At 46.7% G+C, this 25,356-nt stretch carries 19 protein-coding genes; 16 read left to right on the top strand and 3 right to left on the bottom strand.

The annotated features are described in order from the left end of the window. Nucleotides 1-762 precede the first annotated feature (762 nt). The 16 genes from VNM22_12850 (at nucleotide 763) to VNM22_12775 (ending at nucleotide 21,864) form a co-directional block, all read left to right on the top strand. On the top strand, nucleotides 763-2,436 hold the full coding sequence (locus tag VNM22_12850) for an ethylbenzene dehydrogenase-related protein (GenBank protein HWP48046.1): 1,674 nt from the start codon (nucleotides 763-765) through the stop codon (nucleotides 2,434-2,436). Between the two features lie 163 nt (nucleotides 2,437-2,599). Continuing rightward, nucleotides 2,600-6,076: a molybdopterin-dependent oxidoreductase gene (locus VNM22_12845; GenBank protein ID HWP48045.1), complete on the top strand. Its 3,477-nt coding sequence runs from the start codon at nucleotides 2,600-2,602 to the stop codon at nucleotides 6,074-6,076. 17 nt (nucleotides 6,077-6,093) lie between these two features. Beyond that, nucleotides 6,094-6,444: a hypothetical protein gene (locus VNM22_12840; GenBank protein ID HWP48044.1), complete on the top strand. Its 351-nt coding sequence runs from the start codon at nucleotides 6,094-6,096 to the stop codon at nucleotides 6,442-6,444. A 107-nt stretch (nucleotides 6,445-6,551) separates the two neighbouring features. Continuing rightward, complete coding sequence (locus VNM22_12835; protein ID HWP48043.1) at nucleotides 6,552-7,802, top strand: 4Fe-4S dicluster domain-containing protein; 1,251 nt, start codon at nucleotides 6,552-6,554, stop codon at nucleotides 7,800-7,802. Nucleotides 7,803-7,910: 108 nt separating this feature from the next. After that, nucleotides 7,911-8,732 (top strand): molecular chaperone TorD family protein, encoded by an 822-nt coding sequence (locus tag VNM22_12830; GenBank protein ID HWP48042.1) that lies wholly within the window; start codon nucleotides 7,911-7,913, stop codon nucleotides 8,730-8,732. 303 nt (nucleotides 8,733-9,035) lie between these two features. Beyond that, nucleotides 9,036-9,518, top strand: a complete 483-nt coding sequence (locus tag VNM22_12825; GenBank protein ID HWP48041.1) for a hemerythrin domain-containing protein — start codon at nucleotides 9,036-9,038, stop codon at nucleotides 9,516-9,518. 520 nt (nucleotides 9,519-10,038) lie between these two features. After that, the gene (locus VNM22_12820) at nucleotides 10,039-11,040 is read left to right on the top strand and encodes a hypothetical protein (GenBank protein HWP48040.1); all 1,002 of its coding nucleotides are present in this window, start codon (nucleotides 10,039-10,041) and stop codon (nucleotides 11,038-11,040) included. A gap of 375 nt (nucleotides 11,041-11,415) precedes the next feature. Next, nucleotides 11,416-11,961 carry a DUF4149 domain-containing protein gene (locus VNM22_12815; GenBank protein HWP48039.1) on the top strand — a complete coding sequence of 182 codons (546 nt, stop codon included), beginning with the start codon at nucleotides 11,416-11,418 and terminating at the stop codon, nucleotides 11,959-11,961. A gap of 390 nt (nucleotides 11,962-12,351) precedes the next feature. Then, on the top strand, nucleotides 12,352-12,840 hold the full coding sequence (locus VNM22_12810) for a hypothetical protein (GenBank protein HWP48038.1): 489 nt from the start codon (nucleotides 12,352-12,354) through the stop codon (nucleotides 12,838-12,840). A gap of 140 nt (nucleotides 12,841-12,980) precedes the next feature. Further along, a complete protein-coding gene (gene nosZ, locus VNM22_12805; GenBank protein HWP48037.1) occupies nucleotides 12,981-14,882 on the top strand; it encodes a Sec-dependent nitrous-oxide reductase in 1,902 nt (633 codons plus the stop codon). Between the two features lie 152 nt (nucleotides 14,883-15,034). Beyond that, nucleotides 15,035-15,733, top strand: coding sequence for a hypothetical protein (locus VNM22_12800; protein ID HWP48036.1), 699 nt, complete (start codon nucleotides 15,035-15,037; stop codon nucleotides 15,731-15,733). Between the two features lie 127 nt (nucleotides 15,734-15,860). Beyond that, nucleotides 15,861-17,297, top strand: coding sequence for a nitrous oxide reductase family maturation protein NosD (locus VNM22_12795; GenBank protein ID HWP48035.1), 1,437 nt, complete (start codon nucleotides 15,861-15,863; stop codon nucleotides 17,295-17,297). Beyond that, a complete protein-coding gene (locus tag VNM22_12790; protein HWP48034.1) occupies nucleotides 17,294-18,265 on the top strand; it encodes an ABC transporter ATP-binding protein in 972 nt (323 codons plus the stop codon). Before VNM22_12795 ends, VNM22_12790 begins: the two co-directional genes overlap by 4 nt. Then, a complete protein-coding gene (locus VNM22_12785) occupies nucleotides 18,189-18,617 on the top strand; it encodes a nitrous oxide reductase accessory protein NosL (GenBank protein ID HWP48033.1) in 429 nt (142 codons plus the stop codon). The genes VNM22_12790 and VNM22_12785 overlap by 77 nt, the downstream gene beginning before the upstream one ends. A gap of 13 nt (nucleotides 18,618-18,630) precedes the next feature. Then, nucleotides 18,631-19,461 carry an ABC transporter permease subunit gene (locus VNM22_12780; protein HWP48032.1) on the top strand — a complete coding sequence of 277 codons (831 nt, stop codon included), beginning with the start codon at nucleotides 18,631-18,633 and terminating at the stop codon, nucleotides 19,459-19,461. A gap of 732 nt (nucleotides 19,462-20,193) precedes the next feature. Beyond that, the gene (locus VNM22_12775) at nucleotides 20,194-21,864 is read left to right on the top strand and encodes an ASKHA domain-containing protein (protein ID HWP48031.1); all 1,671 of its coding nucleotides are present in this window, start codon (nucleotides 20,194-20,196) and stop codon (nucleotides 21,862-21,864) included. Here the strand turns inward: VNM22_12775 and VNM22_12770 are convergent. From VNM22_12770 to VNM22_12760, 3 genes are all read right to left on the bottom strand, one after another. Next, nucleotides 21,861-22,439: a PCP reductase family protein gene (locus VNM22_12770; protein ID HWP48030.1), complete on the bottom strand. Its 579-nt coding sequence runs from the start codon at nucleotides 22,437-22,439 to the stop codon at nucleotides 21,861-21,863. The two genes, VNM22_12775 and VNM22_12770, sit on opposite strands and share 4 nt — an antisense overlap. 58 nt (nucleotides 22,440-22,497) lie before the next feature. Next, nucleotides 22,498-22,998 carry a cytochrome c gene (locus VNM22_12765; protein HWP48029.1) on the bottom strand — a complete coding sequence of 167 codons (501 nt, stop codon included), beginning with the start codon at nucleotides 22,996-22,998 and terminating at the stop codon, nucleotides 22,498-22,500. Between the two features lie 187 nt (nucleotides 22,999-23,185). Continuing rightward, on the bottom strand, nucleotides 23,186-24,700 hold the full coding sequence (locus VNM22_12760; GenBank protein HWP48028.1) for an amidohydrolase family protein: 1,515 nt from the start codon (nucleotides 24,698-24,700) through the stop codon (nucleotides 23,186-23,188). Nucleotides 24,701-25,356: the final 656 nt, after the last annotated feature.

The following is a 25,356-nucleotide window of genomic DNA, read 5'->3' as shown; positions in this document are numbered from 1 at the left end:
CTCCGTTCGCCCGGAGCCTGTCGAAAGGTAAAACCTTATCACCCTTTCCTCTTTCCTCCCGTAATAAATCTATCCTGAACCCTTCCATAAATTCAGAACAAGTTTATCCAAAGATCTAAGATAAAGGCCAACCTTTCAAAACAGAAATGATTGCAGTAGGGGCGGGGGGCCCCCCGCCCGTACCCATAGGAGAAATGGCCTAACCGCTTACTCTGAAAGCAAGGTATTTAGAATCCTTACCTGATCTGTCTTTTGTCCTGATTCAAGACACCACCTCATCTCCTCCGGAGACGTTGGGTTTTCATCGATGTTGTACGACTTTAAGGCAGGAAATATAACCCCCAACCTTCTAATCTGAAGCCAATCCTATACCTGCAATCTTCGGCGTAGCGGTATCTTCCCCCGAGGTCTTTGTATTTTAAAACCCGGCATACCCTTTGCGATATCTCCTTAACAACCAGTAAACCCGATATATACCTATCTGTCAAAGGACAGAAGGTAATTCAAATTCAAAAGATGTTACAGAAGGCCTTTCAGGATATTTATTGTGGAGCTTATGGCCGATATGACAAGAATAAGAGGCTTATGCCATTTCCTCATTGAAACTTTACATAAGCCGTAGGGGAAGTTCCACAGGTCATCAGGTAACCTTTTCATGGTGAATTGATATAGGAACCAGAAATCAGTAGGCAAAAAGACAGACCTGTCTACCTATCTTTTTGCCTCGCCTGAATTTAACAGATTCAAAGAAAGGATCTGGAAATGAAAAAACCTCCCTTATTTATAATAATAGGTTTTGGGTTGTCCAATTTAATTTTGGTGCTTTGGTTTCTGAACTACTCCAAGGGGATCGAAGGAGAAGCCTTACAGACGGGTCCTATTCCTGTTTCGATTGTACCCACACGGGCTATAGCCCCTTCTGAGGAGCTTTTAGCTTTGGGGAAAACGGTCTACAATAAAGAGTGTTCACCCTGTCATGGCCTGGATGGTCGTGGTGAGGGACCAGCGGCTTACCTTCTGTATCCAAAACCTCGCGATTTTGTTACCGCCCAATATCGCATGGTCTCCACGTGGGAAAGGGTTCCAACGGATAGAGATTTGTTTGTAACTATTTCCCGTGGTATTCCAGGATCGGCTATGCCGTCCTGGGCCCATTTACCCGAAGAAACCCGGTGGGCTCTGGTCCATTACATTAAAACCTTTGCAGAAAAACCGATCCAGCCGAGTCTTGTAGAGACTGAGGAAGAGCTCGAACAGCAGGGGAGTACAGAAAAAAGCGAAGGGGAAACACACCCTGGAATTATCAAGGTACCTCCGGAGCCTCCCTATGATATGGAAGCCCAGACGCGGGCTAAAGAGATATTTCGTGATGCCTGCGCCTCCTGTCATGGAGAAACAGGTCGAGGAGATGGGGTTCAGGAGCAGTTTGATGAAAAGGGCTACCCCATTCGTCCCAGGGATCTGACCCAGGGGATCTTTAAAGGAAATCCGGACCCGAAAGATATTTATCGCAGGATTGTGGCCGGCATGCCTGGATCTCCTATGCCCATGAGTGATTGGGCCTATGGGCAGGATGCCTGGCATCTGACTCATTTAGTCCTTTCCATGTCCAGTCCAGAACAAAGGGAACGGGTAGAAATGAAAAAATTCAGAATCGTAGTACCCTGGGCCCAGGAAATTCCGGACCATCCCGATGCAGGGATCTGGCGAGATGTACCGGGGGTGAATTTACACATGATGCCCCTCTGGTGGCGGGAAAACCGTCCGGAGATTTTAAACGTAAAAGCGCTGCATAATGGGAGTGAACTGGCTTTACGGTTGATGTGGGTAGACGAAACCTACGACCACACTGCCATTCGTACTCAAGATTTTCGAGATGCCGCAGCCGTAGAGTTTTCATTAGCAGATGATCCCCCCTTTTTTGGTATGGGTCAAACGGGGCAGGTTGTGAACATCTGGATGTGGAAATCAGAACGACAAGCCGATTTAGAGCCGGCATTTCAGGATATTGACAAGGTCTATCCCAATATAGGGATTGATTCCTATCCCAATCTAATGAAATCTCCCGTTGAGCAACCTACCCGACATGCTTTAACTTTGGAGTCCGATCCCACCTTTGTAACGGGTTGGGGAGCCGGCAATATCGTCTCAGACCCGCTTCGCCAAACCGCCGCAGAAGAACTCACGGCACAGGGATTTGGGACCCTGAAAGCACGTCCTGCTCTGGATCAGAGTGTTCGTGCTAAGGGAGTTTACAATTTAGGTACCTATCGTGTGGTGTTTCGTCGCTCCTTCAAAGGAACCGGTCCGAATAGTTTTGATTTCATCTCGGGTCGAACGATACGTGTTGCTTTTGCTGTATGGAATGGGCATGCGGGAGATCGGGATGGAAAAAAATCTGTAACCATCTGGCAGGATCTTATTATAGTCCCCTGAGGCGGCAAGGGAAAGTAGGGAGGCAGAGAAGTATTGGAAGTATGGAGGGATGGGAGTATGGAGGGGGTATGGAGGGATGGAAGGATTTACCCCCACACTTCCACACTCCCATACTCCCATACTTCCACTCTCCCCTACTTTTCCTTAATTGCCTGAGCATAAAATGGAAAATTTTGAGCACAGCCTGGAAGGTTTTAACCTTATAAACCGACGCCAATTTTTGCGCTGGTTAGGAGCCGGTGCCGGGGCAACCGTCCTTAATCTCAATATGCCCCTTAAACTTCTTGCAGCGGCTAATCCAAATGAAAACCCGTTGGCCGGTTCCATAAATCGAGATTGGGAAAAAATTTATCGGAACCAGTATGAATACGACTCCTGGTTTGATTGGGTCTGCTCTCCCAACGATACCCATGCATGTCGGGTTCGTGCCTATGTCCGAAATGGTATTGTAACTCGTCTGGGGGCTACCTATGATTATCAGAATTACAGGGATCTTTACGGGAATCGTGCCACCCATAACTGGAATCCTCGTCAGTGTGCCAAGGGATATACATTCCATCGTGTTATTTACGGTCCCTATCGACTGAAACATCCCATTGTTCGTAAAGGCTGGAAAGCCTGGGCAGATGCCGGATTTCCAGCCCTTACACCTGAACTAAAAACCAAATACAAATTCGACAGCCGGGGCGAGGATGAATTTATACAGATTTCTTGGGAAGATGCCTTTGACAGTATCGCGAAGGCGTTGGTAGCCATTGCAACACGTTACAGTGGTGAGGAGGGAAAAAAGCGACTTCTTGCTCAGGGTTATCAGCCTGAAATGGTAGAGGCTACCCAAGGAGCCGGTACCCGCTGTATCAAAATGCGAGGTGGTATGGGTTTGTTGGGGGTCATGGGCAAATATGGAATGTATCGTCTGTGTAATTCCCTTGCTCTGCTGGATGCAAAGATTCGCGGCGTAGGTCCTGATAAAGCCCTTGCCGGACGTACCTGGTCTAATTATACCTGGCACGGAGATCAGGCCCCTGGTCAACCCTGGGTGCATGGCCTTCAAGCTTCGGACTGCGATTTTAATGACCTGAGGTTCTCGAAGTTAATCATCATGGACGGCAAAAATCTGGTGGAGAACAAGCTGACCGATTCCCACTGGTTTATTGAATGCATGGAACGAGGGGCCAAAATTGTGGTGATTGCCCCCGAGTACGGGCCTCCGTCTACCAAAGCAGATTATTGGATTCCCATTCGCCCTGCCACCGATGCAGCGCTCTGGTTGGGAGTTACGAAACTGATGATAGACCGTAAGCAGTATGACGAGAAGTTTGTTAAACAGTTTACCGATTTTCCCCTGCTGATTCGTAAGGATACGCTTAAACGGTTGCGGGCCCACGAAGTCTTTCCCAATTATCAAAGCGATCTTTCCCCGGAAGGACCTTCCATGAAGATCCAGGGATTCACGAAGGAACAGCATGAAAAGCTGGGTGACTTTGTGGTGTGGGACCTTACCGGTAACAAACCCCGGGCAGTCACCCGGGACGATGTGGGTGAGACCCTTGAGAAGAAAGGCATCAATCCGGCCCTGGAAGGAGAGTTTAAAATTAAGTTAATAGACGGTAAAGAGGTCGAAGTGGCCACGCTCTGGACGTTGTATCAAATCCATCTCAAAGACTATGATATTGATACCGTTTGTGAGATTACCCACGCACCCCGGAACCTGGTGGAGCAGTTGGCCGAAGACATTGCAACCCTCAAGCCGGTAGCCATTCATCAGGGTGAAGGGATTAACCACTGGTTCCATGCTACCGAAATGAACCGGGCAGCCTATTTGCCTCTTATGTTGACAGGGAATATAGGAAAACCCGGAGCGGGTTGCCATACCTGGGCAGGGAATTATAAAGCCGCTCTGTTTCAGGGCTCCCCCTGGACCGGACCCGGTTTTAAAGGTTGGGTAGCCGAAGATCCCTTTGAACCCAACCTGGATCCCAATGCCCATGGAAAAGATATTAAAGCCCATGCCTATACCAAGGATGAAGAGCCGGCTTACTGGAATCATGGAGACAAGGCCCTGATTGTAGAAACTCCCAAGTATGGAAGGAAAAATTTCACGGGCCAAACCCATATGCCCACGCCTACTAAAGCCATGTTGTTTACCAACGTCAATCTGATTAATAATGCCAAGTGGGTTTACGAGATGCTCAAAAACGTCAATCCCAATGTAGAGATGATCGTCTCCATTGACATCCAGATGACCGCTTCCATCGAGTATTCTGATCTGGCTTTACCGGCTAACTCCTGGCTGGAGTTTGAAGACCTGGAAATAACGGCCAGTTGCTCTAATCCGTTTTTGCAAATCTGGAAAGGAGGCATCCCACCGGTATTCGATAGCAAAGACGATCTGACCATCATCGCAGGAATTGCCAAAAGTCTGGCGAAAGTAACAGGGGATACCCGGTTTACCGATTATTTTAAATTTGAATACGAAGGTAAACGTAAGGTTTACATCCAGCGGTTACTGGATTCGTCGACCACCACAGCAGGGTATAACCTGGAAGATATCATGGCCGGAAAATATGGCCCTCCGGGAGGTGCGTTGATGTTATTCCGCACTTATCCACGCATCCCATTTTACGAACAGATCCATGATAATGAACCCTTTTACACGGATACAGGCCGCCTCCATGCTTATTCCGATATTCCAGAAGCCATTGAATATGGAGAGAACTTCATTGTACACCGTGAAGGACCCGAAGCAACGCCTTATCTGCCCAATGTGATTGTCAGTTCCAATCCGTTTATACGGCCCGATGATTATGGCATTCCTATAGATGATGAGCACTGGGATGACCGTACTATCCGTAACATCAAAATGCCCTGGAGCCGAGTTAAAGGGACCAAAAACTTCCTCTGGGAAAAGGGATTCCAGTTTTACTGCCTGACCCCCAAGACCCGTCACCGGGTTCACAGTAGTTGGTCTAATGTTGATTGGCACATGCTTTATGATTCCAATTTTGGGGATCCCTATCGGCTGGATAAACGCGCTCCATCCGTAGGAGAACATCAACTCCACATCAATCCACAGGCAGCTCGAGATTTGGGTATCAACGATGGAGACTATGTATATGTGGATGCTAATCCGGCTGATCGACCTTACATAGGCGCCAAACCCAACGAGTTCTTCTATCGCGTCTCACGGTGCATGTTGAGGGTCAAGTACAACCATGCCTATCCCTATAATGTGGTGATGATGAAACACGCTCCTTTCATCGCCACAGAAAAGAGCGTTAAAGCCCATGAAACTCGACCGGATGGTCGAGCCCTTTCTGAAAACACAGGCTATCAGGCCAATCTGCGCTACGGCTCTCAGCAATCCATCACCCGGAACTGGCACATGCCCATGCATCAGACCGATAACCTCTTTCATAAAGCAAAGACTTTCATGGGTTTTATCTTCGGCGGCGAAGCGGATAACCATGCTTTAAACACCGTTCCCAAAGAGACCCTGGTACGCATCACCAAGGCAGAGGATGGTGGGATGGGTGGAGTTGGAATCTGGTTTCCTGCAACCACCGGTTTTACACCGGACAATGAGAATGAGTTTATGCAGAGGTATCTGGCTGGAGAATTAATAAACATTAAAAAATAAGGGGTATGGGAGTGTAGGTGCCTTCCATAGTACGGGCGGGAGGCCTCCCGTCCCTACACTCCCATACTCCCCCATTTATGCCTTACAATGACCCGGATCCGACCGATCCCAACATGTTGGTAGGTGTAGAGTTACCAGCCAATCCCAAAGCTACCTGGGATATGGCTTATGTGTTTGCCGAGGAATTTGCCCGATTGGGTTTTGATAAGAAGAATCTGATGCGCATTTTCAAACGACCCTTTTATGCAGGTGCCCATCGGGCTTACCTGGAGTTAGGTGAGGAAACAATAGAAAAAATCGTGGACGAATGCCTTGCGATTTGGGGACGACTCAAATGGAGGGATCAGGATGCTACGAATAAAGAATAAGGCGGGTGGAAGGATGGAAGTATAGGAGTATGGGAGTAGGGGGGTATGGGAGTGTTTGAATACTCTCACACGCCCATACCCCCACACTCCCATACTCACTTATAATTATGCCTAAAGTATATAATTGGCAATTAGGTCGTAACATGGAATATCCCCATGAAGCGGCCTTTCCCAAAAGGCAGTTTGCCTTTGTTTTCAATATCAATCGTTGCATTGCCTGTCAGAGCTGTACCATGGCTTGTAAGTCTACCTGGACTTTCAGCAAGGGCCAGGAACACATGTGGTGGGCTAACGTGGAGACCAAACCTTACGGAGGCTATCCTCAATTTTGGGACATGAAGATTCTCAAACTTTTGGAGGAAGCCAATCCAGGTGGTCAAGTATGGTCGAAAAAAGATGGAACCTTTCAATTTGAAGGTCAAACCATCTTTGAAGCTGCCAAAAAGAAACTTACCCCCGAAAGCTCCAGGGTTTTAGGTTACTTGCCGGAAGACCATGAGTGGAATTCCCCTAATATCTATGAAGACAATCCCAAAGGACCCAAAGGCCAACCCTTTCAATGGGATAAAGAAGGCGCACAACTACCGGTTCATAAAACCTGGTTTTTTTATCTTGCCCGAATCTGTAATCACTGTACATACCCGGGATGCCTGGCCGCCTGTCCCCGCAATGCCATTTACAAACGGCCAGAGGACGGAATCGTATTGGTGGATCAGAGTGAATGCCGTGGCTATCGTAAGTGTGTAGAAGCCTGTCCGTACAAAAAAGTTATGTACAGGGGTAACACCCGAATTTCCGAGAAGTGTATTGCTTGCTATCCAAGGGTCGAAGGAAATGATCCCGAATCAAACGGTAAACCCATGGAAACCCGATGTATGGCTGCCTGCATCGGTCAGATCCGCTTACAAGGCCTGGTGAAAATGAATCCCGATGGGACCTGGGCAGAAGATCGCTATAACCCGATTTACTATCTGGTCCATGTGGCTAAGGTGGCCTTGCCCTTATATCCCCAATTCGGAACCGCCCCTAACGGCTACTATATTCCGCCCCGATGGGTCCCACGACCTTATTTATACCAGATGTTTGGACCCGGTGTGGATGAAGCTATCGAACGGTATATGAATCCTGATCGTGAGCTCCTGGCTGTGTTACAGTTATTTAGACGATCTAACTTAATTATTTTCAGCTACAAGTTTGAGGAAGGTCCTAAAATCTTTGAAGGAACTCTACGTGGAAAACCGGTCACCATTTACAATGACACGGTTATAGCTTATGGCAAAGAAGGAGAAGAACTCTTTCGTACAACCGTCGAAGAGCCTGTATATGAACGACCTGCCCAACATGCTAATTCTATTTGATTCTGAAATTTTTAGTCACAAAGATGTCGGGGTACAAAGCTCCACCAGGCTTTTTTTCTTAGTAAACCCCGGTATCCTGGTGTTTTTGTAACTAAATAGGGAGGACCCATGAAAACCGAAACCGACCTTCACCCTTTTCAATTGTCAGATGAGATTGATCTCGCTTTGTGCCGCAGCGCCCTCTATGAAGCCCTGGCTTTAGGGTTTCGTTCACCGAATGCTGAAACCTTGGAACGTTTGGTAGCAGAGGAACAGAATACGGATCTGGCCGAAATTACCTGGATATTAGATGTTGCCTTCAAAAGAAGGGGCGAGATAACGCTGCCCCTTCATATCTACATCCTCAAGTTAAGATCCTGTACAGACGCTCAAAGTCTGGAAACGTTGAAAAACTCGTACAATTTCCTCTTTGGACATACTGCCCAACCTAAGGTACCCCCCTACGAAACAGAATATGGAGAGGAAACCTTATTTCAACAACCTCAAGAGCTGGGGGATATTGCCGGATTTTATAAAGCCTTTGGATTAGAATGGAACTCTGAGCAACATGAGCGGGTAGATCATATCAGTGGGGAATGCGAGTTTCTCTCTTTTCTGACACGGAAAGAAGCTTATGCCCTGGAACAGCAAGACGCCTTTACAGTGGTAGAAACTCGCAAAGCTCAAAAGTTGTTTCTAAAGGACCATCTGGGGCGCTTTGTGCCCTCCTTCTCCAACTTGCTGAGCCGGGAAGACCCGGATGGCTTTTATGGAACCCTGGGTAAGATATGTGATGAATTTATACGGCGGGAATGCCATCAGTACGACATACCCTTTGGTTCAAAGCAATTACGCCTTCGACCCACCCTGATCACCGATGAGTGTTTTACCTGTGGTCCTGGCGATGATCTCATTCGAGAAATCTCCTGTGCAGATACCTCGAATGAATAGTCTGTAGGAACGGTTACTCCTGCTTTTCTCCGTGAGAGAAGGGAGAAGTTGGGATCCAGGTAATCCCTGAAGCTTCAGGAGAGGGGAAAGGAAGGTGAGGTAGATGGTTACACCCCCAGCTAAGCCTTATCCGGGCACATATGGGGAAAGGGGAGCGCGATGATCCCTGTTTAACTTTATTAAAAGTAATGTTTGTTTACTATGAGGATGGGACCTGTTTAAGGAGGTCATGAGGATACTCCTGTCAGGAAATGTTAACTAAAAAACAAACCTGTCCTTAGATTATGTGGGGAGGTAACAAAGATGGCTGGAAAAACTCTTATTGGAGAATTTCACTCAGACCATACGAAGGTGGTACAGGCCCTGATGGATTTACGAAGTGCCATCCAGGCTCAAGATATTGCGCGGATCAGGGCGACGTTGAACGAAGCAAACAAGTTGGTTGGTCCACACTTTAAGTTTGAAGAACTCCATCTTTACCCAAAGTTAAGGGAATTCATCGGAGAAGCTGGATTGCAACGACTGCTCACGGAACACGATGGGGTATTCCGGGGTGTGATGGCTTTAATGAATTTGGCTGCAAAAGATACCTGGAGTCAGTCCGATGCCGAAACCGCAGCTGCGAATCTGGAACTGATTTGGGAGCATCCTATCACTTGTGATGGATTGGCTCTCTATATGGAAAGACTACCCCATACTCTACAAGAGGAGCTCTTGAACCAAATGGAAGAACGACGACGTGAAGGTACGACCCTGTTAGAATATCGGAAAGAGCGATTCTCATGAGATCTCGTCTATGACATGAACAAGTTGAATACGAGAGGACCGGAGAATCCCATTTCCATGGAATAATATCAATCTGCCTTTTATGGGAGATATTCCTTATCCTATACGGGCCAAAATAAGATAAAAAAGCTTATCCTGTAACCTGGGAGCGCGGGCATCTCAAGCGCCAGGATAAGAGTGAGATACCTGAGGGCCTCCCCCTTCCTGGCCTTCCCCCGCCTTGCAGGGGAAGGAACCGGGTGGGGTGCCTTAACCTGACACTTATGCCCTCGTCTCCCTTTTCCTGAAATTTCAGGGAAGGAGGAAGGGAAGTAAGGCAAACAGTCGTACTCCCAGCTAAGCCTTATTCCGGCACGTATGGGGAAGGGGGGGGGATTTGTCAATTGCTATATCCTTGAAACCAGGGATTTCAGGCTTTGTCTTTAAAGCAAAAGTCTTCTTAAATTAACTGAATATCTCTTCCCTTGAAGGAGGAATTCTTGTAACCATTTGCTTCGGTAAGTGAAGGGGTTATTTTATTATGAAAAACCTGACATCCGTTGACTTCAGAACTCACGGTAAATCCTATTGTGTAGAATATCATCCTCAACTCGTTGAAGAAGCTGTTCTTCGGATTATCAGAGGGCATCCGAAGGAAGGCCTGTTTAGAAAAGAAAGGAATCGCATCTACGAGTTTACCGATCCAGAGGGGCGGGAGGAAGCTTTTCAACAATTTCATGAACGCTGGTTCAACCATTTAAATCTTGGAGAGCCGGTACAGCAAGTTTTTAAACTATGGCCAATCCTTACCACCTCAACACATCGCTGCCTCTTTATAAAAGCTCGATCTACCAGGGAGATTGGAGCAGATTTGTACCTTGCTCGTGTAAAAAGTGACCAGCCTGAACTTAGTCGAACTGAACGCACTATAGTCGTTCAGTTAACCCCCGAACTTTTATGCCAGTCCCCCCAATTCCTTGTTTTTCTTCAACGTGAAATGCTGCATATTGTGGATATGCTGGATCCTTACTTTGGATATGAGTCCGGTTTTCCCAACAGATCCCTGGGCCCCTATCATCGCGTTCTTCAAGAACGATATAAAATTCTTTGGGATATCACCGTTGATGGGCGGTTATATAAAAAAGGATGGCTTCCACCCCCCGTGCGAGAAACCCACAAGATGCTTTTTAGCCGCACCTTTCCATCCCTGCAAGGGGAGTTGGAGAACTTGTTTTCTTATTTTTTTGACCAGGGCCCCCACACCCATCAGGAGTTATTATCGTTTGCTCAAAATCCTGAAAAGTGGCTTGCCGGAACAACAGATATAGGAAGGGGCTTCACATCTACTCCTTCTTCCAAAGGAAGGTGTGCTTTATGTCAATTTCCTTCGTTTCAGTTAATAAATCCCGTCGATCTTTCTGCCGATTTGTTAGTCCAAATCCAACAAGAGCATCCGGCATGGAACCCTCAGGAACCCCTTTGTTGGCAGTGTAAAGATTTGTACGAAGCCCGTTCTTTAGTCGAAGCTAAACAAACCGGTTAAGTCTTATATCAACTAAATGGGGGGAATTTCTATCCCCAAGTCCCTTCCAGGCACCTTCCTCAAAACAACCAGCTCAAGCGATGGCTATTCCTTCTAAGGAACAGATTTTCAGCAAGGAGTCATGGGAGTAAGGTATTTTCAGCTCTGGGGATTATATAAGACTGGATAGCGAAAAACAAGAGGAATCGGTGCTCCCTATGTTGGGGATTATGAGCATAGTAGGGGTTACCTATAAAGATCCGGGCACCCTTTACCTCTCCGGTAACGGTAGGACCACCGATGGCTTCAACGGATGGTATCGGACACCGTAGAATCGGATTTGATACCTGATAATTTTTAGAGTTGTTCTAAAGGGTCAAAGGTGGAAAGCGAATAATGGCTTTTACCCCTGGCCCTTCAGCCCTTAATCTTATGAATGTCTTCTACCTGTTCTCGGTCTGGCTTCATATTCTGGCTGCCGTAACCTGGATTGGTGGTATGATTTTCCTAGTTCTGGTTCTGGTTCCGGTAATCCGCCGATCAGAGTACCAGGATATCAGAGCTTCTTTCATCCATTGGATCGGCGTGCGTTTCCGTTGGGTAGGTTGGATCTGTCTGATCTTGCTCCTCCTGAGTGGTATCTCTAACCTGATCTATCGAGGTTTTAGTTGGGAGGATCTTCAGAATGATCTATTCTGGCAAAGTTCCTTTGGTCATACTTTAGGCATCAAATTATTAGTGGTAGCCTTGATTCTCCTGTCCAGTGCCCTACACGATTTTATCCTTGGTCCACGGGCCATGGCTCTGTGGCAGGCAAATCCCACCTCACCTGAAGTGATACGGTTACGTCGCCAGGCCGGATGGCTTGGACGGTTGAACTTGCTCCTGGCCTTGTTGGTAATCGCTTTGGGAATTATGTTGGTACGAGGTTGGCCCGGATAACCCCTATAAAAATCCAGAATTTTCAAGATTTCAAAGATCCTTCCCTTTATAAATACCTGTTATTTTGTCTTTTGTCTTAATTTCCGACATTATCACTTAGAGCTTTAATTCCCTGGTTTTTGTCAGGGATGTAAGATTTTAAGACGGATCCTATAAATTCTCTCTTTCCCTGAAGTTTGCACCTTACCAAACCTTTATACCGGTTGGTTATCTGGAATCCTAAGTTTTGTAACATCTTCGTCAAGACCTTGTGTAACCTGGCATAGTGATTGCGATATTTTTTTAGCAACGAACGATGGAAGGTTATCAGAAGACTAAACAGGCACGTTTTGCTGCTATTTGTGGCGTGCTTTGGTAGTTTTGATCATACAGAATAAGGGAGAAATTCATATGGAGAAAAAAATCAAGCTCAAATGGTTAATCGGTGGTCTGGGTTTGGTGATAATGGTTTTAGGTATAAGCTTATTTTTAAGCTGGAGGCAGAGGGATCTTCCTGTTGAGCATGACTCTAAAAAAGCAGTTGACCTGCCTGCATCCAAAGAAGCCGAGGAAAAACACGGAAAGCCTGCCGGTGAAGGCGCCTTTTTTGTTGAGAAGGGATGTTTTACCTGCCATGAGGTAAGTTCGTTAGGTGTCAAATCGCTAACTAAAGCCGGACCTGATTTGGCGAACGCCTATGTGGATGTTCAAAGTCGCTTCGGTAAAACTCTAGAAGAGTTCTTTGCGAGTCCAACGGGGACCATGGCCATCATTCTCTCAGAGCAGATTAAGCTTACCGAGGCTGAGAAACAGGAAGTAATTGAAAAGCTTAAGTTAGCCTATCAAAAAAAGCTTAAAGAGGAAAATCAGGCCGGAGCTCATGACGATGGGAAGGATTAAAGGGAATTTGGCAAGAAAAGTCAAAACCAGCCTAAAAGGAAAGGTAGACCTGAGTTGTAGAGCATTTCTTAGAAAAGTAAGATCGGAAATTCTCGCTGCTATTTGTAGCGAGTCTTGATCCGATACAGGAGAATACACCTATGGAGAACGTAAGGAAAAAAATTATATTCAAAGGAATGATCAGTACCTTTGGTTTAATAGGAATTTTAAGCCTGACTCTGTTTTCAGGTTGTTCCAGGAAACCCGAGGTTGAAAAGGGGACTGAGAAAAGTAGTACAATTGGAGCTGCAGTTGCGAGTTATATCGCTCCCGGTGATATGGACGAGTATTATCTTTTTTACTCCGGGGGGCATTCAGGTAATGTGTTTGTTGCGGGGATTCCTTCGATGCGACACATTGCCACCATTCCGGTTTTCTCACTTTATCCCTCGACAGGCTATGGATTCGACCAAGAAACCAGGAAAATGCTTGGTGAATTCACCTGGGGAGACGTACATCATCCTTCCCTCAGCGAGACCAATGGGAACTACGATGGACGCTGGCTCTTCGTCAATGACAATGCAAACAATCGCATGGCACGAATTGATCTGAGAGATTTCAAAACCAAACAGATTCTGGGACCGATTCCGAATGTTTCTGGTTATCATGGGGGAGCATTTGTCACACCGAATACAGAGTATATCCTGGCGGCATCTCGTTTCTCCATTCCGCTGCCTAAAGGAACCTATGCGCCCATTGAGCAATATGCAACGGATTATAAGGGGGTCGTGGCGGGAATTGCTGTGGATCCCAAAACCGGTGAAATGAGCGTGGGCTGGCAAATCCTTATGCCACCGTTCGATTACGACCTTGGTGATGCAGGGAAAGGACCGAGCTACGGTTGGGCATTCTGGACCTCTTATAACTCCGAACGTGCCACTGGTAAACTGGAGGTTACTTCAACGCAAAAGGACCGCGATTATATTGCCGCGGTGAATTGGAAAGCGGCAGAGCAGGCAATCCAAAATGGTAAATTCAAGATGATCGGGGGTGTGAAGGTAATTGATCCAAAGGAAGTCCCGGACATTGTCTATTTGATTCCCTGCTCGAAAAGCCCACATGGCGTGGATGTAAGTCCGGATGGCAAGTATATCATTGGGAGTGGTAAACTTCAATCTATTACCACAGCTTTCAATATGGAAAAGATCTTAACGGCAATTCAAAACAAGGACTTCACCGGTAACGAAGACGGCATTCCTGTTCTTAACTATGATGCCGTTAAGGAGGCAGAAGTCAATGTGGGCCTGGGACCCCTACATACCCAGTTCGATGATAAAGGCTATGCTTATACAAGCCTCTATGTTGAGAGCGCTATTGCTAAGTGGAAACTCGGTACGTGGGAAGTCGTGGACAAAATTCCTGTTTCCTACAATATCGGTCATCTTGCGGCTGCCGAGGGAGATACCATAAACCCCAAGGGAAAATATCTGGTGGCATTGAACAAGCTTTCGCATGGACGACACATCAGTGTGGGTCCATCGCAGCCAGAGAGTTCTCAGTTAATTGATATATCCGGCGAGAAGATGAAACTCCTTTATGATGCGTTCACTGAACCTGAACCGCACTATGCACAAATCATCAAAGCCGATAAACTCAAACCCATTGAGGTTTATAAGAAGGAAGATAATAAGCATCCAGAAGCAATCTGGGATGTAAAAGACGCAAAGGTCGAACGAAATGAGAACCACGTAACGGTGAAGATGATAGCAGTACGCAGTAGTTTTGAACCCTGGAAGATCGAGGTCAATGAGGGGGATCATGTGACAATTCACCTCACAAACATCGAACAGACGACGGATATGCTCCATGGTTTTGGTTTGAATGAGTACAACATCAACGTAGTGGTCGACCCAGGAGAGACTAAAACCATCGAATTTGTGGCGAACAAACCCGGTGTTCATCCGTTTTACTGTACAAACTTCTGTTCAGCACTGCATCAAGAAATGCAAGGATATCTTCTGGTAAAACCGAAACAAAGCGCATCGACAGGTATGATTCGCTAGTAAGGGCGACCGGTTGGTCGCCCTTACAACCGGATTTGGTAGAAGAAGGGATGTGAAAACGCCATCTCTAGATACTAGGCTAATCGACTGTAAGGTTCCTGGTGGGGATATCTTATAACTGTCCCATCAGTTACTTTTAGACGGAATAACTTATGTCAAACCTACAAGATTTTATTTCAAGGCAGGAATCGGCTATTCAACCCCTGGAGGGGAAATTCGACATGGAAAAGTGGTTGGAGAAGGCGAACGCTTTTTTTGATCTCCCCCTAAGGCTACAGAGCCGCCTCATTATCCTGATCGCCGCAGTGCTGCTTATTCCAACGTTTATCTTCCCCCTTTGGAACATGACACTTTATGCAAATCAATTTCCCGATGGCTTGAATCTCTACATCTATTCATACACCCTTGACGGCGGTCATCCTGAGGGGAGAAATGACTTGCAAGAGATCAATACCCTTAATCACTATATCGGTATGCGTCCGTTGCTTGAAAGTGATTTCAGTGAGTTTGGATGGATTCCTCTGATGATCGGTATTTTCTTCATCCTTACCCTGCGCACAATCGTATTGGGCAAGATGTCGAACCTGGTGGATACGACGGTTCTTTTTATGTACTTCAGCCTCTTCTCATTTTGGAGTTTTTATAATCGACTTTATCAGTATGGTCATAACCTGGACCCAAAAGCTCCGGTAAAAGTTCCCCCATTCATGCCCCCCATTATTGGATCAAAACAACTTGCGAACTTTACCGTTTACAGCTATCCTGGCCCGGCTTCCTATTTTCTGGTTGGTTTTCTCCTGTTGTTGCTTGTTTCTATTTTATTATCGGGAAGACACCTAAAAAAGTTATAAGCGTTTAAGTGCCCTAAAGTGAACTAAAGTAGGAGTGGGGGGATGTGGAAGTGGGAGAGTATAGAGGCTCATTCCCTCCCCCCACCTCCGTATTCCTCGCTCCCATAGGCACCTTAGACACTTGAATATGAGTTTTAAACCTCTAGAAATCTTAAAAGGGTTTTTATCTGATTTCCGTACTTTGCTGTGTTTGTGGCCCAAGCGAATTTTTCTGGTGGTCTTGCTGGGATTGGCCGGCTCTGGTTTACCTCTGGAAGTAAAGGCCAAAACTCTCATCGTTGGCCCAGACGAACCTTTTACCTCGGTTCAGGAAGCTCTTACCTATGCAACTCCAGGGGATACCATTCGAGTCAAAAGTGGAATTTATAAAGGCAATCTTATCCTCGATAAACAAGTTGTTCTCGAGGGCATAGATAACCCCACCCTTCAAGGAGATGGCCGGGGAAGCGTCATAACAGTAAATGCCGATGGCTGTGTGGTTCGAGGTTTCATTATTGAACATAGCGGGAATATGCTGGTTGATGAAGATTCGGGTATTTTACTCAAGTCAAATGGCAACCGAATTGAAGAAAATAAACTACGTGATGTGCTTTTCGGAATCTACTTCTTTGGTTCCAGTGATAATATAGTCAGAGGGAATGTAATCCATGGCAGGGATTTTCTTGAACCCGGTGAAAGAGGTAGCGGCATTCACATCTGGAACGCCACCAACAACACCATTGTTGGAAACACCATCAAACAGGCTCGCGATGGAATGTATCTGCAAAATGCATATAAAAGTATCCTTCGTGGAAACCGTGTATCGGACCTCCGCTACGGCTTACATTATATGTTTTCCGATGACAATAAGTTTGAAGAAAATCTATTTTACAACAATGTTGCCGGTGCGGCTATTATGTATTCTCGGCGGATTGAATTTAGACGAAACATTTTTATCCATAATCGGGGTTTCAGTTCTTTTGGCCTCCTGTTCCAGGACAGTGATGACTGCCTGGCCGAGGAAAATCTGATCCTGGATAATGCCGTTGGCATATTTATGGAGGCACTGAGAAATAGTCTATTTAAACGTAATCTCATTGCAGCAAACGATACCGCCATTCAGATCTTTACCAGCGCTTCGGGAAATGTGTTTCAGAGGAATAACTTTGTGGATAACCTGAGCCCCATACAGGTGATCGGCAAAAATACCACAACACAATGGAGCCATGAAGGAGTTGGAAATTACTGGAGCGATTATGATGGCTACGATTTAGATGCTGACGGCATAGGTGACATACCCTTCAAGATTCAAAACATTTTCCAGTATCTGGAAGGAAATCATCCTCGACTCCGACTCTACCTTTTTAGCCCGGCGTCTCAAGCCCTTGCTTTGGCTGAAAAGACTTTCCCGGTGATCGAGGGATCCAGGGAATTCGATTTTTACCCTCTCATGAAACCAGTGGTATGGTCTATCCAGATGCCAGAGTTGGATGGAGGATTCCGGTTTAAGCGCTATTCCTTGATCTTACCCTTTGTCATGTTGGGGGTATCTATTACCCTGATTGCAAAGGGAAAAAAGCGATGATCGAGGTAAAAGGGTTAACCAAAAAATTCGGTAATTTTACTGCTGTGAAGGATATATCCTTTCAGGTAAAGACCGGAGAGACTTTTGCCCTACTGGGTCCGAATGGAAGCGGCAAGACAACCATTCTGAAATGTATTACCGGTCTCATGTCGCCAACTTCTGGCCATATACGGATTAACGGTATAGATGTCTGGAAAAACTCGTGGGAAGCGAAAAGTTTACTTAGTTATCTCCCCCAGCGGGTCGCTTTTTATGAAAACCTCACAGCTCGAGAAGTTCTTGAGTTCTATTGTCGCTTAAGGAAACTGCCGTTGGATCGGATTGATCGGGTGCTTGAAAAACTCCACTTCAGCTTTAATGGATTTGCTGACAGGTCAGTCAGCGAATTTTCCGGCGGAATGATTCAACGTCTGGGCATAGCTGTGGCCTTTCTGCCCGATGCGCCTCTCCTCCTCCTGGATGAGCCCACTGCCAGTCTTGATCCTGAAGGAGCAATAAAATTCAGAAAATTGATCGCCATGCTTAAGCAAGAGGGTAAGACGATCCTGTTTTCTTCCCATGTTCTTTCTGATATCGAACAGTTGGCCGATAGAGTGGCAATACTTGTCGGTGGTAAGCTGGCAGCCGTTGAGTCGGTGGAAATCTTAAAAAATGCCATAAGGGTCAATTCACGTATGCGCTTATTACTGAACAATCCAAACGAAAATTTTATTAAGACAGCCCTCGATGCCGGAGCTACAGAAGCAAAACTCCTTGATGCTCATCTGGTCGTAGCCTCAAAGCCCGAAGATCGCCTTTCTATCCTGCAAGCCCTTTCAAAGGCCGGTGCGATCATCGAACATTTTTCGACAGAGGAACCACCCCTTGAAGAAATTTATTTAAAGTATGTTTATGAAGAAAATTCTCCTGATTTTACTCTTACTCATAATCCTGATAGCCTGTCAAAGCCAGCAACTCCAGCCGGTTGATATTGAGGCTGGAGATATGTGCTCGTTTTGTAAAATGGCCATCTCTGAGAAGCGATACGCGGCAGAATTCATTGATCAAGATGGCACAGTATTCAAATTTGATGATATCGGATGTATGATCCGATTCATCCAGGAACGTGGTTTAAAAGATAAAATAGCGGTTTACTTCGTCACAGATTATGACAACCTAAAGTGGCTCAACGCCGAACCCTCCAGTTATGTAAAATCAGAAGCGATACCAAGCCCCATGGCCAGTGGCTTGGTTGCCTTTAAAGATAGATTGAAGGCCGAGGAATTTTCAAGGAAATATCGAGGGCAGATTCTCACCTTTGAGGATCTTTGGCGGAGGTGAAAACATTAAGCTTATGGATCTCAATACGGTTATTACCATTGCACATCAGGAACTTAAGATCAACCTCCGGGCTAAATGGACACTCGTTTTTGCCGGAGGGTTTGGGATTATTGCCCTGACGATTTCATATTTCGGGCTTGTAACCGCAGGATTTGTAGGTTTTCAAGGATTCACAAGGACTTCCGCCAGCCTGCTTAATCTTGTGCTTTATCTCATTCCCGTGGTTTCACTCATGATGGGAACCCTCAGCTTCACCGGTGAGAAAAGCGCAAATGAACTTTTATTCTCTCAGCCGGTGACTCGCAGCGAAATCTTGCTGGGAAAAATCCTTGGTCTTTTCCTTTCTATTACAACGGCAACCTTCATCGGCTTTGGATTGGCGGGGTTCGTCATTGCTGTCCAGGTAGGAACGGAGGGTTTGACCCGTTTCCTCGCCTTTGTTGGGCTTGGGCTTCTCCTTGCACTGGTATTCCTATCCCTTTCGGCTATGGTTGCCATTTTATCCGGGAAGAAAGCAAAAGCCTTTGGCTTTTCACTTTTTCTCTGGTTTTTCTTTGTACTCTTGTATGACCTGCTTGTTATCGGACTTACCTTTGTTTTCAAAGAAAGAACCGCTAATATCTTTATCTTCCTTTCACTTTTCGGCAACCCAGTTGATATGGTCAGGGTCTCCAGCCTCATCCTGCTGAATGGTACGACCATTTTTGGTGCTGCCGGGGCGGCTTTGGTAAAATTCCTGGGTGGTCAGATGGCCAGCAGCCTGCTTCTGATCTCAGCCCTCGGGGTCTGGGTGGCTACCCCCCTCCTTATCTCAGACCGGGTATTGCGAAAGCAAGATATTTAAGATCTGTTGGTATGGTCATATATGGGCTCATCTAGGCCCATGTGAGCAAAGACGGCTTTACTTCGCCGAGGACTTCAGCTCCCATCGCTCCTGACCAGGATAGATAAGATACTGTAATCTTTAAAATGGTACCGGATCTGTCTTTTGCCCTAACTTCCGACATCATCTGATATCTCCCATGGATATTGGGTTTCTATTGGAGTTGTAGAACTTTAGGACAATCTCTTTAATCCCTCCCTTCCAATGAGAATATATCGTGTTACACCTGCATCCGGCTTAATATCCATAATTAGAGATATCCCAACGTCCTGGGGAAAACCCCGGCGTTTTATGAAGCCTGGAATATAAATTGCAACTTTCCTTAACGTTTGAGAGGGAGTTAATAGGAGGTCAGTATTGAAAGGGAAGGTAAAGCAAGCATGGACCCACCCTAACCCTCCTCGCCGGCGAGGAAGGAAGGGAAGGACGGCTTGCATAAGGGCCATACAGAGTTGCTCCCCCCCCAGGATGCGACCTATTCCATCAGAATTGGTAGTAATATCAATTTGCCTTTCATAAGATACTGGAAGAAGCTGGTTTGGAAGTTTATGACTTGGGTCTGGAGGAGTTTGCTGGATATGCTCCGGAATTTGTTGCTGTGGGTTCAGTTTACAGGGTTCATCAGAGGTATTTCAACATGAGCAGTGATATAAAGCCCTGGCCGGGGTTTGGTACCGGCCTGGGATACTTCCTATGGTCAATGTAACTTTTCTTCCCCAGAGGGTAACGGTTCAGGTTCCGAAGGGAAGCACTCTTCTGGATGCCTATCGGAGCACCTCACTTCCTCTTTTCCCAGAATGTGCTGAATGGGGAACCTGTGGTCGATGCCGAGTTCGTCTTATCCATCATGCTTTTCCCCCCAGTTCTGGAGACTTGCGGCTTCTAGCCTCCTCAGATCTGGAAGCAGGGTACCGTTTGGCCTGTTTCTTTCATGTGAAAGAAGATACCCAGGTGGAGGTGGCTTTTTTGGATGTAGGACCTACCTACAAATGTTTAGATGTCTTCCAGGAGGTTACGGTGGAGTTGCGACCCTCGGTATATTCACGGCGAGAAGGGGACCAGGAGCTAATCTTTTTTGATGACGAACTTTTACAGGTACGCCAGGCTCTGGATGATCCCCTTATGGGGATCGTGTTAGATATAGGTACTACCACCCTGGCCGCCTATCTGGTAGATCTGAAGACGGGAGTTCAAAAGGCGGCCCTCAGTACCCGAAATCCCCAGGTTGCATATGGACTCGATGGTTTCTCCCGCATTTGTTACACCCGCTCCAGCAGCAAGGGTCTATGCCGACTCCAGCTCCTTTGTCTATCTGCCGTGTGGCGGCTCATCCTTCAGTTGACTCGCCTAGGGGGCTGCGCTCTTGAAGATATCTTTCACCTGGTGGTAGTAGGTAATCCTGTTATGTTACATTTTCTACTAGGAATAGATCCTATAGAGGTCTCTCCCTTCAAGCCTTCTTTCACTGAAGGAAAGATATTTCCCCTCAAAGATTTACCCTTGAAGGGGCTTTTGGATGAGGCCAGACTGGAGACCCTTCCACTGATATCAGGTAATCTGGGGGCTGATGTTGTAGCTACAGCTCTCTTCTTGGATATGGAGAGGCGGAAAGACACCTGTCTTGTAGTAGATATAGGAACTGATGCCAAGGTACTTCTGTGCCATCAAGGAAGGCTCTTAGCCTGCTCGGTAGCCGCCGGGCCTGCCTTTGAGGGAGGTCGCGTTTGCTGTGGTATACGGGCCCAGCCCGGCGCTATAAGTCGATTCTTCTACAATTCCGAGAGAGGTTCGTTGGAGTATCAGGTACTGGGTGAGAACAAACCCAGGGGCATCTCCGGTTCAGGACTGATTTCTTTACTTGCTTTGTTGGTAGACGTGGGGATATTGCTCCCCTCAGGCCGCTTCCATAAGGATACTGGTTCCCTCTTAGCTTCCCGGCTCAGGGACACAAGGGATGGACCTGAACTGGTAGTGGCATCTAATGAAGGAAAGGAGATTCTTCTCTCTCAAAGGGATGTGCAGGAACTACAAGCAGCCAAGGCTACCATCGCCGCAGGTGTGGAACGACTGCTGGAATATGCCGGTTTATCCCCCCATCAACTGGATCGGATTTACCTGTGTGGCGCCTTTGGCACTTCCCTGGATCCTTGCGCAGCCGTCCGTATAGGACTTTTAGTACCTATCGACCTTGAGAGAATCGTATGCATTGGAAATACTGCCGGTGTCGGTGCTCGAATGGTCCTCTGCCACAGAAATTTCAGGAAAACCGTTGCTTCTATCGCCCGTTCTGTGGAGTATTTAGAGCTTTCCTCTGATCCCCGCTTCAACGATCTGTTTGTACAACACCTGCCCTTTCCTTCCTAGGAAGAATGTTCTGTCCTTCTAATCCCTAAAGCCTGTTTAACGGTATCCGGAATAAGTTGGTGAAAAATGGTTTCCACAACCTCCGGGGTTACAACCTTCTCCCCCCGCCTTTTGGCTTCTGTTTCAATGGTTTTTTCGGCCATAGATCTGACAAAAGGAGGTACTCTCTCCATGCGCTTTAAGGCTTCTTCTGTCCAAGGGAGACCCCGTTCTGGAACTGTCTCTATATAGCTTCTGAATTTCTCCAGAATCCTTTCATTTTTCTCCGTACGTTGTTTTAGAAAGTTCTTAATCTCTTCAATCACCTTTACCTTTCGAGGATTTTTTTGCATTTTTTCTTTGGCCACTTCAAACGCGCCCATGCTGAGTTCTTCAAACCCAAACTTCTTAATAACTTTGGAGACTCGCATCATGGATTCATTTCGGATCTCGGTTAAAAACTCAGAGGTGATGACTTTATATCCACGCTCTCGAGCTCGCTTGACCATGAGTTTGTAGATACCCGGCCGTACGAAATCCGGTGCGTTCTGAACTCGCTGCAAAGCTTCTTCTGTCCAAAGAATATCATCTGACATCGGAATTTTTTGATCAACTAAGGATGGCTGTTGCTATCTCTTCGCCCCTACAACCCTGTTATGGGTTCCGGAAGGTCCGAATAAAGATCACCAGCTTCCAGCAGTCTTCATCGCTCAGAATGGTGCTCCAGGCAGGCATGATACCTTTCCCATTGGAAATCTTCCAAAATAACTCTCCATCCGTCTGGGCCTGGACGGTTGGAGCGCCGAGGTTAGGAACAGGTATGGTAAATTTCACTGCGATGGGGCCTAATTCACCTCCCTGGGTTCCATGGCAACCTTCACAATTGACCTTATAAAGCCCTTTGCCCTCTTCGAGGACTTTAGGGGAACTTGGAATCGGATTTTTCGCTTCTTTCGCTTCGGGTGGGATTATCCAGGGTTGAGCCATGCATCCCACCAACTCCCTCATCACAGCAGCCGAGGTGTGACAGGCTTTACAAGGTGCTATGGGCTTGGAACAGGAAACCCCCTGGGCAAACCCTACCCTCCAGATCATAAGAGTTAATCCTGTGACCATCATCCATCCAGCTAACCATCTCGTGGGGTATACTCTCATAGCTTCTCCTCGGACCTTATACCAACGCTTAAATACTTCAACTTTAGGGGAACCGGTTCCTCCCATTGACAGGGGAAAGGAGAAACCGGACCTCCTGGGTGAAGTAATCATGTGGAATCGGTGTTATTCAAATCATCGTCTTGTAATTCATGGGAATTCTGCACCCTTTCTTCCTGTCCCTCTTTTCCTAAACTCGTTTCCGGATCCATCCGTAGTAAGTATTACTGGGTTCTGGGCCCAATTCTTGATATTCGGCCTTCATGGTGGTAATCTTATCCTTGAAATCTGGCGGTACCGGATCGAGCTTGGCCGTGTGGTCTATTTTGAACACTCGGGCTCCATTAAGGCCAAAGATGGCACGCTTGACATAGCCTGTGGCGGGTCCCAAAGGAGTAAAGCCGTATTTTTCTTGCAGATCTTCAGGGATTTCAAGCCGTCGAAATGCCTCGATCTGCCACTGGGGTGTTCCATACCAGATTGAGTCTGTCCCCCAGATAACATGGTCTACCCCAAAACCCTGGATAAGTTGTCCCAGGATAGCTGCTGCCAGTCGGGGATGGGTAACTACCGTTGAGCCAAAAACTGTTCCCAACTCGGCATAAACGTTATCCACACCATATTTTTTCGGAATCTGGGCCAGATCGGTAATCCAGGGGATATAACCGGTCTTTTCAAATTCTGCGGCTGTTTCTTCAACATCCAGGAGTGGTTTGAGGGCCGAGTGGTAGATAATGAAGTTCAGGTTGGGAAAGGCCTTGGCTGCCTCACCGACATCCTCTACGCCAGCATAACGCCAGTTCTTGAAGCTCTGCTCATAATCGGGAGGCATCAGCCCTTTGTGGACACATACATTCCGGACCCCTGACTTTTCAGCTAGCTCCCAGCAAGGAAAGGCAATCTTCTCATCATTCATCATCCAGGGATACTTGGACTCCCCGTACAACGGGTCACCCACCGTGTATCCCTTCCAGGAATCAATTTTGAGTTCTTTCACCAGTCGGTCCATCTCTTCGAGATTACCTTCTTTACCTGGCCAGAAAAGGCCATGGGCCAGCATCCGTCGGGTTCCCGTGAACTCATTGAAACGGTTGCGGCTCTCTACAATTTGGTCCGATGTCAGAGCCATATTTTCCGGTGTTTCAGATGTAAACCCACTGAGGAGTGCCACTTTAGTATCACTGTCCAGGAAAATCTCCTTGACATACTGGTCAAACTTCAGCCAATCCAAGGTCGGCGGCATAGTCCCTAACTTAGGGTTCCAGGCTTTCTTCTGTGGATTTTTCCCTTGAGCATACTGCGTCAGGAACAGGATACCCCCCCAGGAGTAGGCATTATGAACATGGTGGGTTTGTGCATCGAAGATGAACTCACCGGCCAGGGATGCCCGGCGCTCCTCAGCAGCTTCCGGATCCGCAGCTTCTACTGGATCAATATGGAAAAGGGGGCCGAACACTTCGTTCATCGCCAGGAACATTGCAGCCATACCGCAACTCGTCCGGAGGAACTGCCGTCGGTTCAGCCCAAGCTTTTTGCCATGGATATCGGCTATCTCCTTGATTCTTTGCTCTACATGGCACTGCGCCGGAGTCTGGGCAAGGGGCATAAACTCCCCACTTGATATCATCTGGGTGGGCGCGGGCGAGCGGAAAGCATGGGTCTCTGCTTTTACCACTTTACGTAAGTCTTTCTTACTAAGCCACATACGTACCTCCCTGTTCAAGCCAGACGCTTATCTCGGCCTCCTAAGATGATGGGGAAGAAGGATACAACTTCCCTCTGCTTCAAGCTTTATCTCTCCCTGGCTTTATTGCTGCAAGGGTCTGTCAGATGCAATACCTACACATCTCCTTCTTCGCAAGCAGCCTTAGAATGGCCAGTATAAGGTCCATTTTCTCAATGATTGATGCTTGTTTTAGATCTGGAGTCCTGGTACCTATCCATGAGCCGCCACATGCAAAAGCTGAGATATTCGATTATGGCAATCGGGAAACTATTTGCGGGCACAACCTCGGCTTCCAAGATCTCTCTTATATAAAAGTCCTATGAACAGGCACCGATTAGATATAAATTAGCAATTCAAATGCCAGACTTCACAAGATATTGAACTCAGATTTAAGATATTATCATAAAAAGAGTTACAGGTTCGGGCTGACCTCTGAATTAAAAGGCAGGATGTAAGCCATGTGTCTTAAAAACTTACAGTATTCGTAGAAATTTAAGATTTATAAAAGTTATTAAATTATGTCAAAAATTAAGACAAAAGACAAATTTGATACCCTTTTCTTTTTCAGAAATTTATCTCATTTGCTTGTAGTAACAGCTATATACCTGGAACCCATAGCCTGTAAAATCTGACAA

This window comes from Candidatus Limnocylindrales bacterium (genome assembly GCA_035559535.1).
Lineage (GTDB): Bacteria > Moduliflexota > Moduliflexia > Moduliflexales > JAUQPW01 > JAUQPW01.
Note: the sequence above shows the minus strand (reverse complement) of the source record. Positions and strands in the feature narration are given on the sequence as shown.

Excerpts from the sequence above, each read along its gene's own strand:
- VNM22_12835 (HWP48043.1), top strand. The coding sequence starts at position 6,552 with ATGCCTAAAGTATATAATTGGCAATTAGGTCGTAACATGGAATATCCC.
- VNM22_12770 (HWP48030.1), bottom strand. The coding sequence starts at position 22,439 with ATGTCAGATGATATTCTTTGGACAGAAGAAGCTTTGCAGCGAGTTCAG.
- VNM22_12810 (HWP48038.1), top strand. The coding sequence starts at position 12,352 with ATGGAGAAAAAAATCAAGCTCAAATGGTTAATCGGTGGTCTGGGTTTG.
- VNM22_12820 (HWP48040.1), top strand. The coding sequence starts at position 10,039 with ATGAAAAACCTGACATCCGTTGACTTCAGAACTCACGGTAAATCCTAT.
- VNM22_12780 (HWP48032.1), top strand. The coding sequence starts at position 18,631 with ATGGATCTCAATACGGTTATTACCATTGCACATCAGGAACTTAAGATC.
- VNM22_12760 (HWP48028.1), bottom strand. The coding sequence starts at position 24,700 with ATGTGGCTTAGTAAGAAAGACTTACGTAAAGTGGTAAAAGCAGAGACC.
- VNM22_12785 (HWP48033.1), top strand. The coding sequence starts at position 18,189 with ATGAAGAAAATTCTCCTGATTTTACTCTTACTCATAATCCTGATAGCC.
- VNM22_12775 (HWP48031.1), top strand. The coding sequence starts at position 20,194 with ATGGTCAATGTAACTTTTCTTCCCCAGAGGGTAACGGTTCAGGTTCCG.
- VNM22_12795 (HWP48035.1), top strand. The coding sequence starts at position 15,861 with ATGAGTTTTAAACCTCTAGAAATCTTAAAAGGGTTTTTATCTGATTTC.
- nosZ (HWP48037.1), top strand. The coding sequence starts at position 12,981 with ATGGAGAACGTAAGGAAAAAAATTATATTCAAAGGAATGATCAGTACC.
- VNM22_12850 (HWP48046.1), top strand. The coding sequence starts at position 763 with ATGAAAAAACCTCCCTTATTTATAATAATAGGTTTTGGGTTGTCCAAT.
- VNM22_12845 (HWP48045.1), top strand. The coding sequence starts at position 2,600 with ATGGAAAATTTTGAGCACAGCCTGGAAGGTTTTAACCTTATAAACCGA.
- VNM22_12800 (HWP48036.1), top strand. The coding sequence starts at position 15,035 with ATGTCAAACCTACAAGATTTTATTTCAAGGCAGGAATCGGCTATTCAA.
- VNM22_12765 (HWP48029.1), bottom strand. The coding sequence starts at position 22,998 with ATGAGAGTATACCCCACGAGATGGTTAGCTGGATGGATGATGGTCACA.
- VNM22_12815 (HWP48039.1), top strand. The coding sequence starts at position 11,416 with ATGGCTTTTACCCCTGGCCCTTCAGCCCTTAATCTTATGAATGTCTTC.
- VNM22_12830 (HWP48042.1), top strand. The coding sequence starts at position 7,911 with ATGAAAACCGAAACCGACCTTCACCCTTTTCAATTGTCAGATGAGATT.
- VNM22_12790 (HWP48034.1), top strand. The coding sequence starts at position 17,294 with ATGATCGAGGTAAAAGGGTTAACCAAAAAATTCGGTAATTTTACTGCT.
- VNM22_12825 (HWP48041.1), top strand. The coding sequence starts at position 9,036 with ATGGCTGGAAAAACTCTTATTGGAGAATTTCACTCAGACCATACGAAG.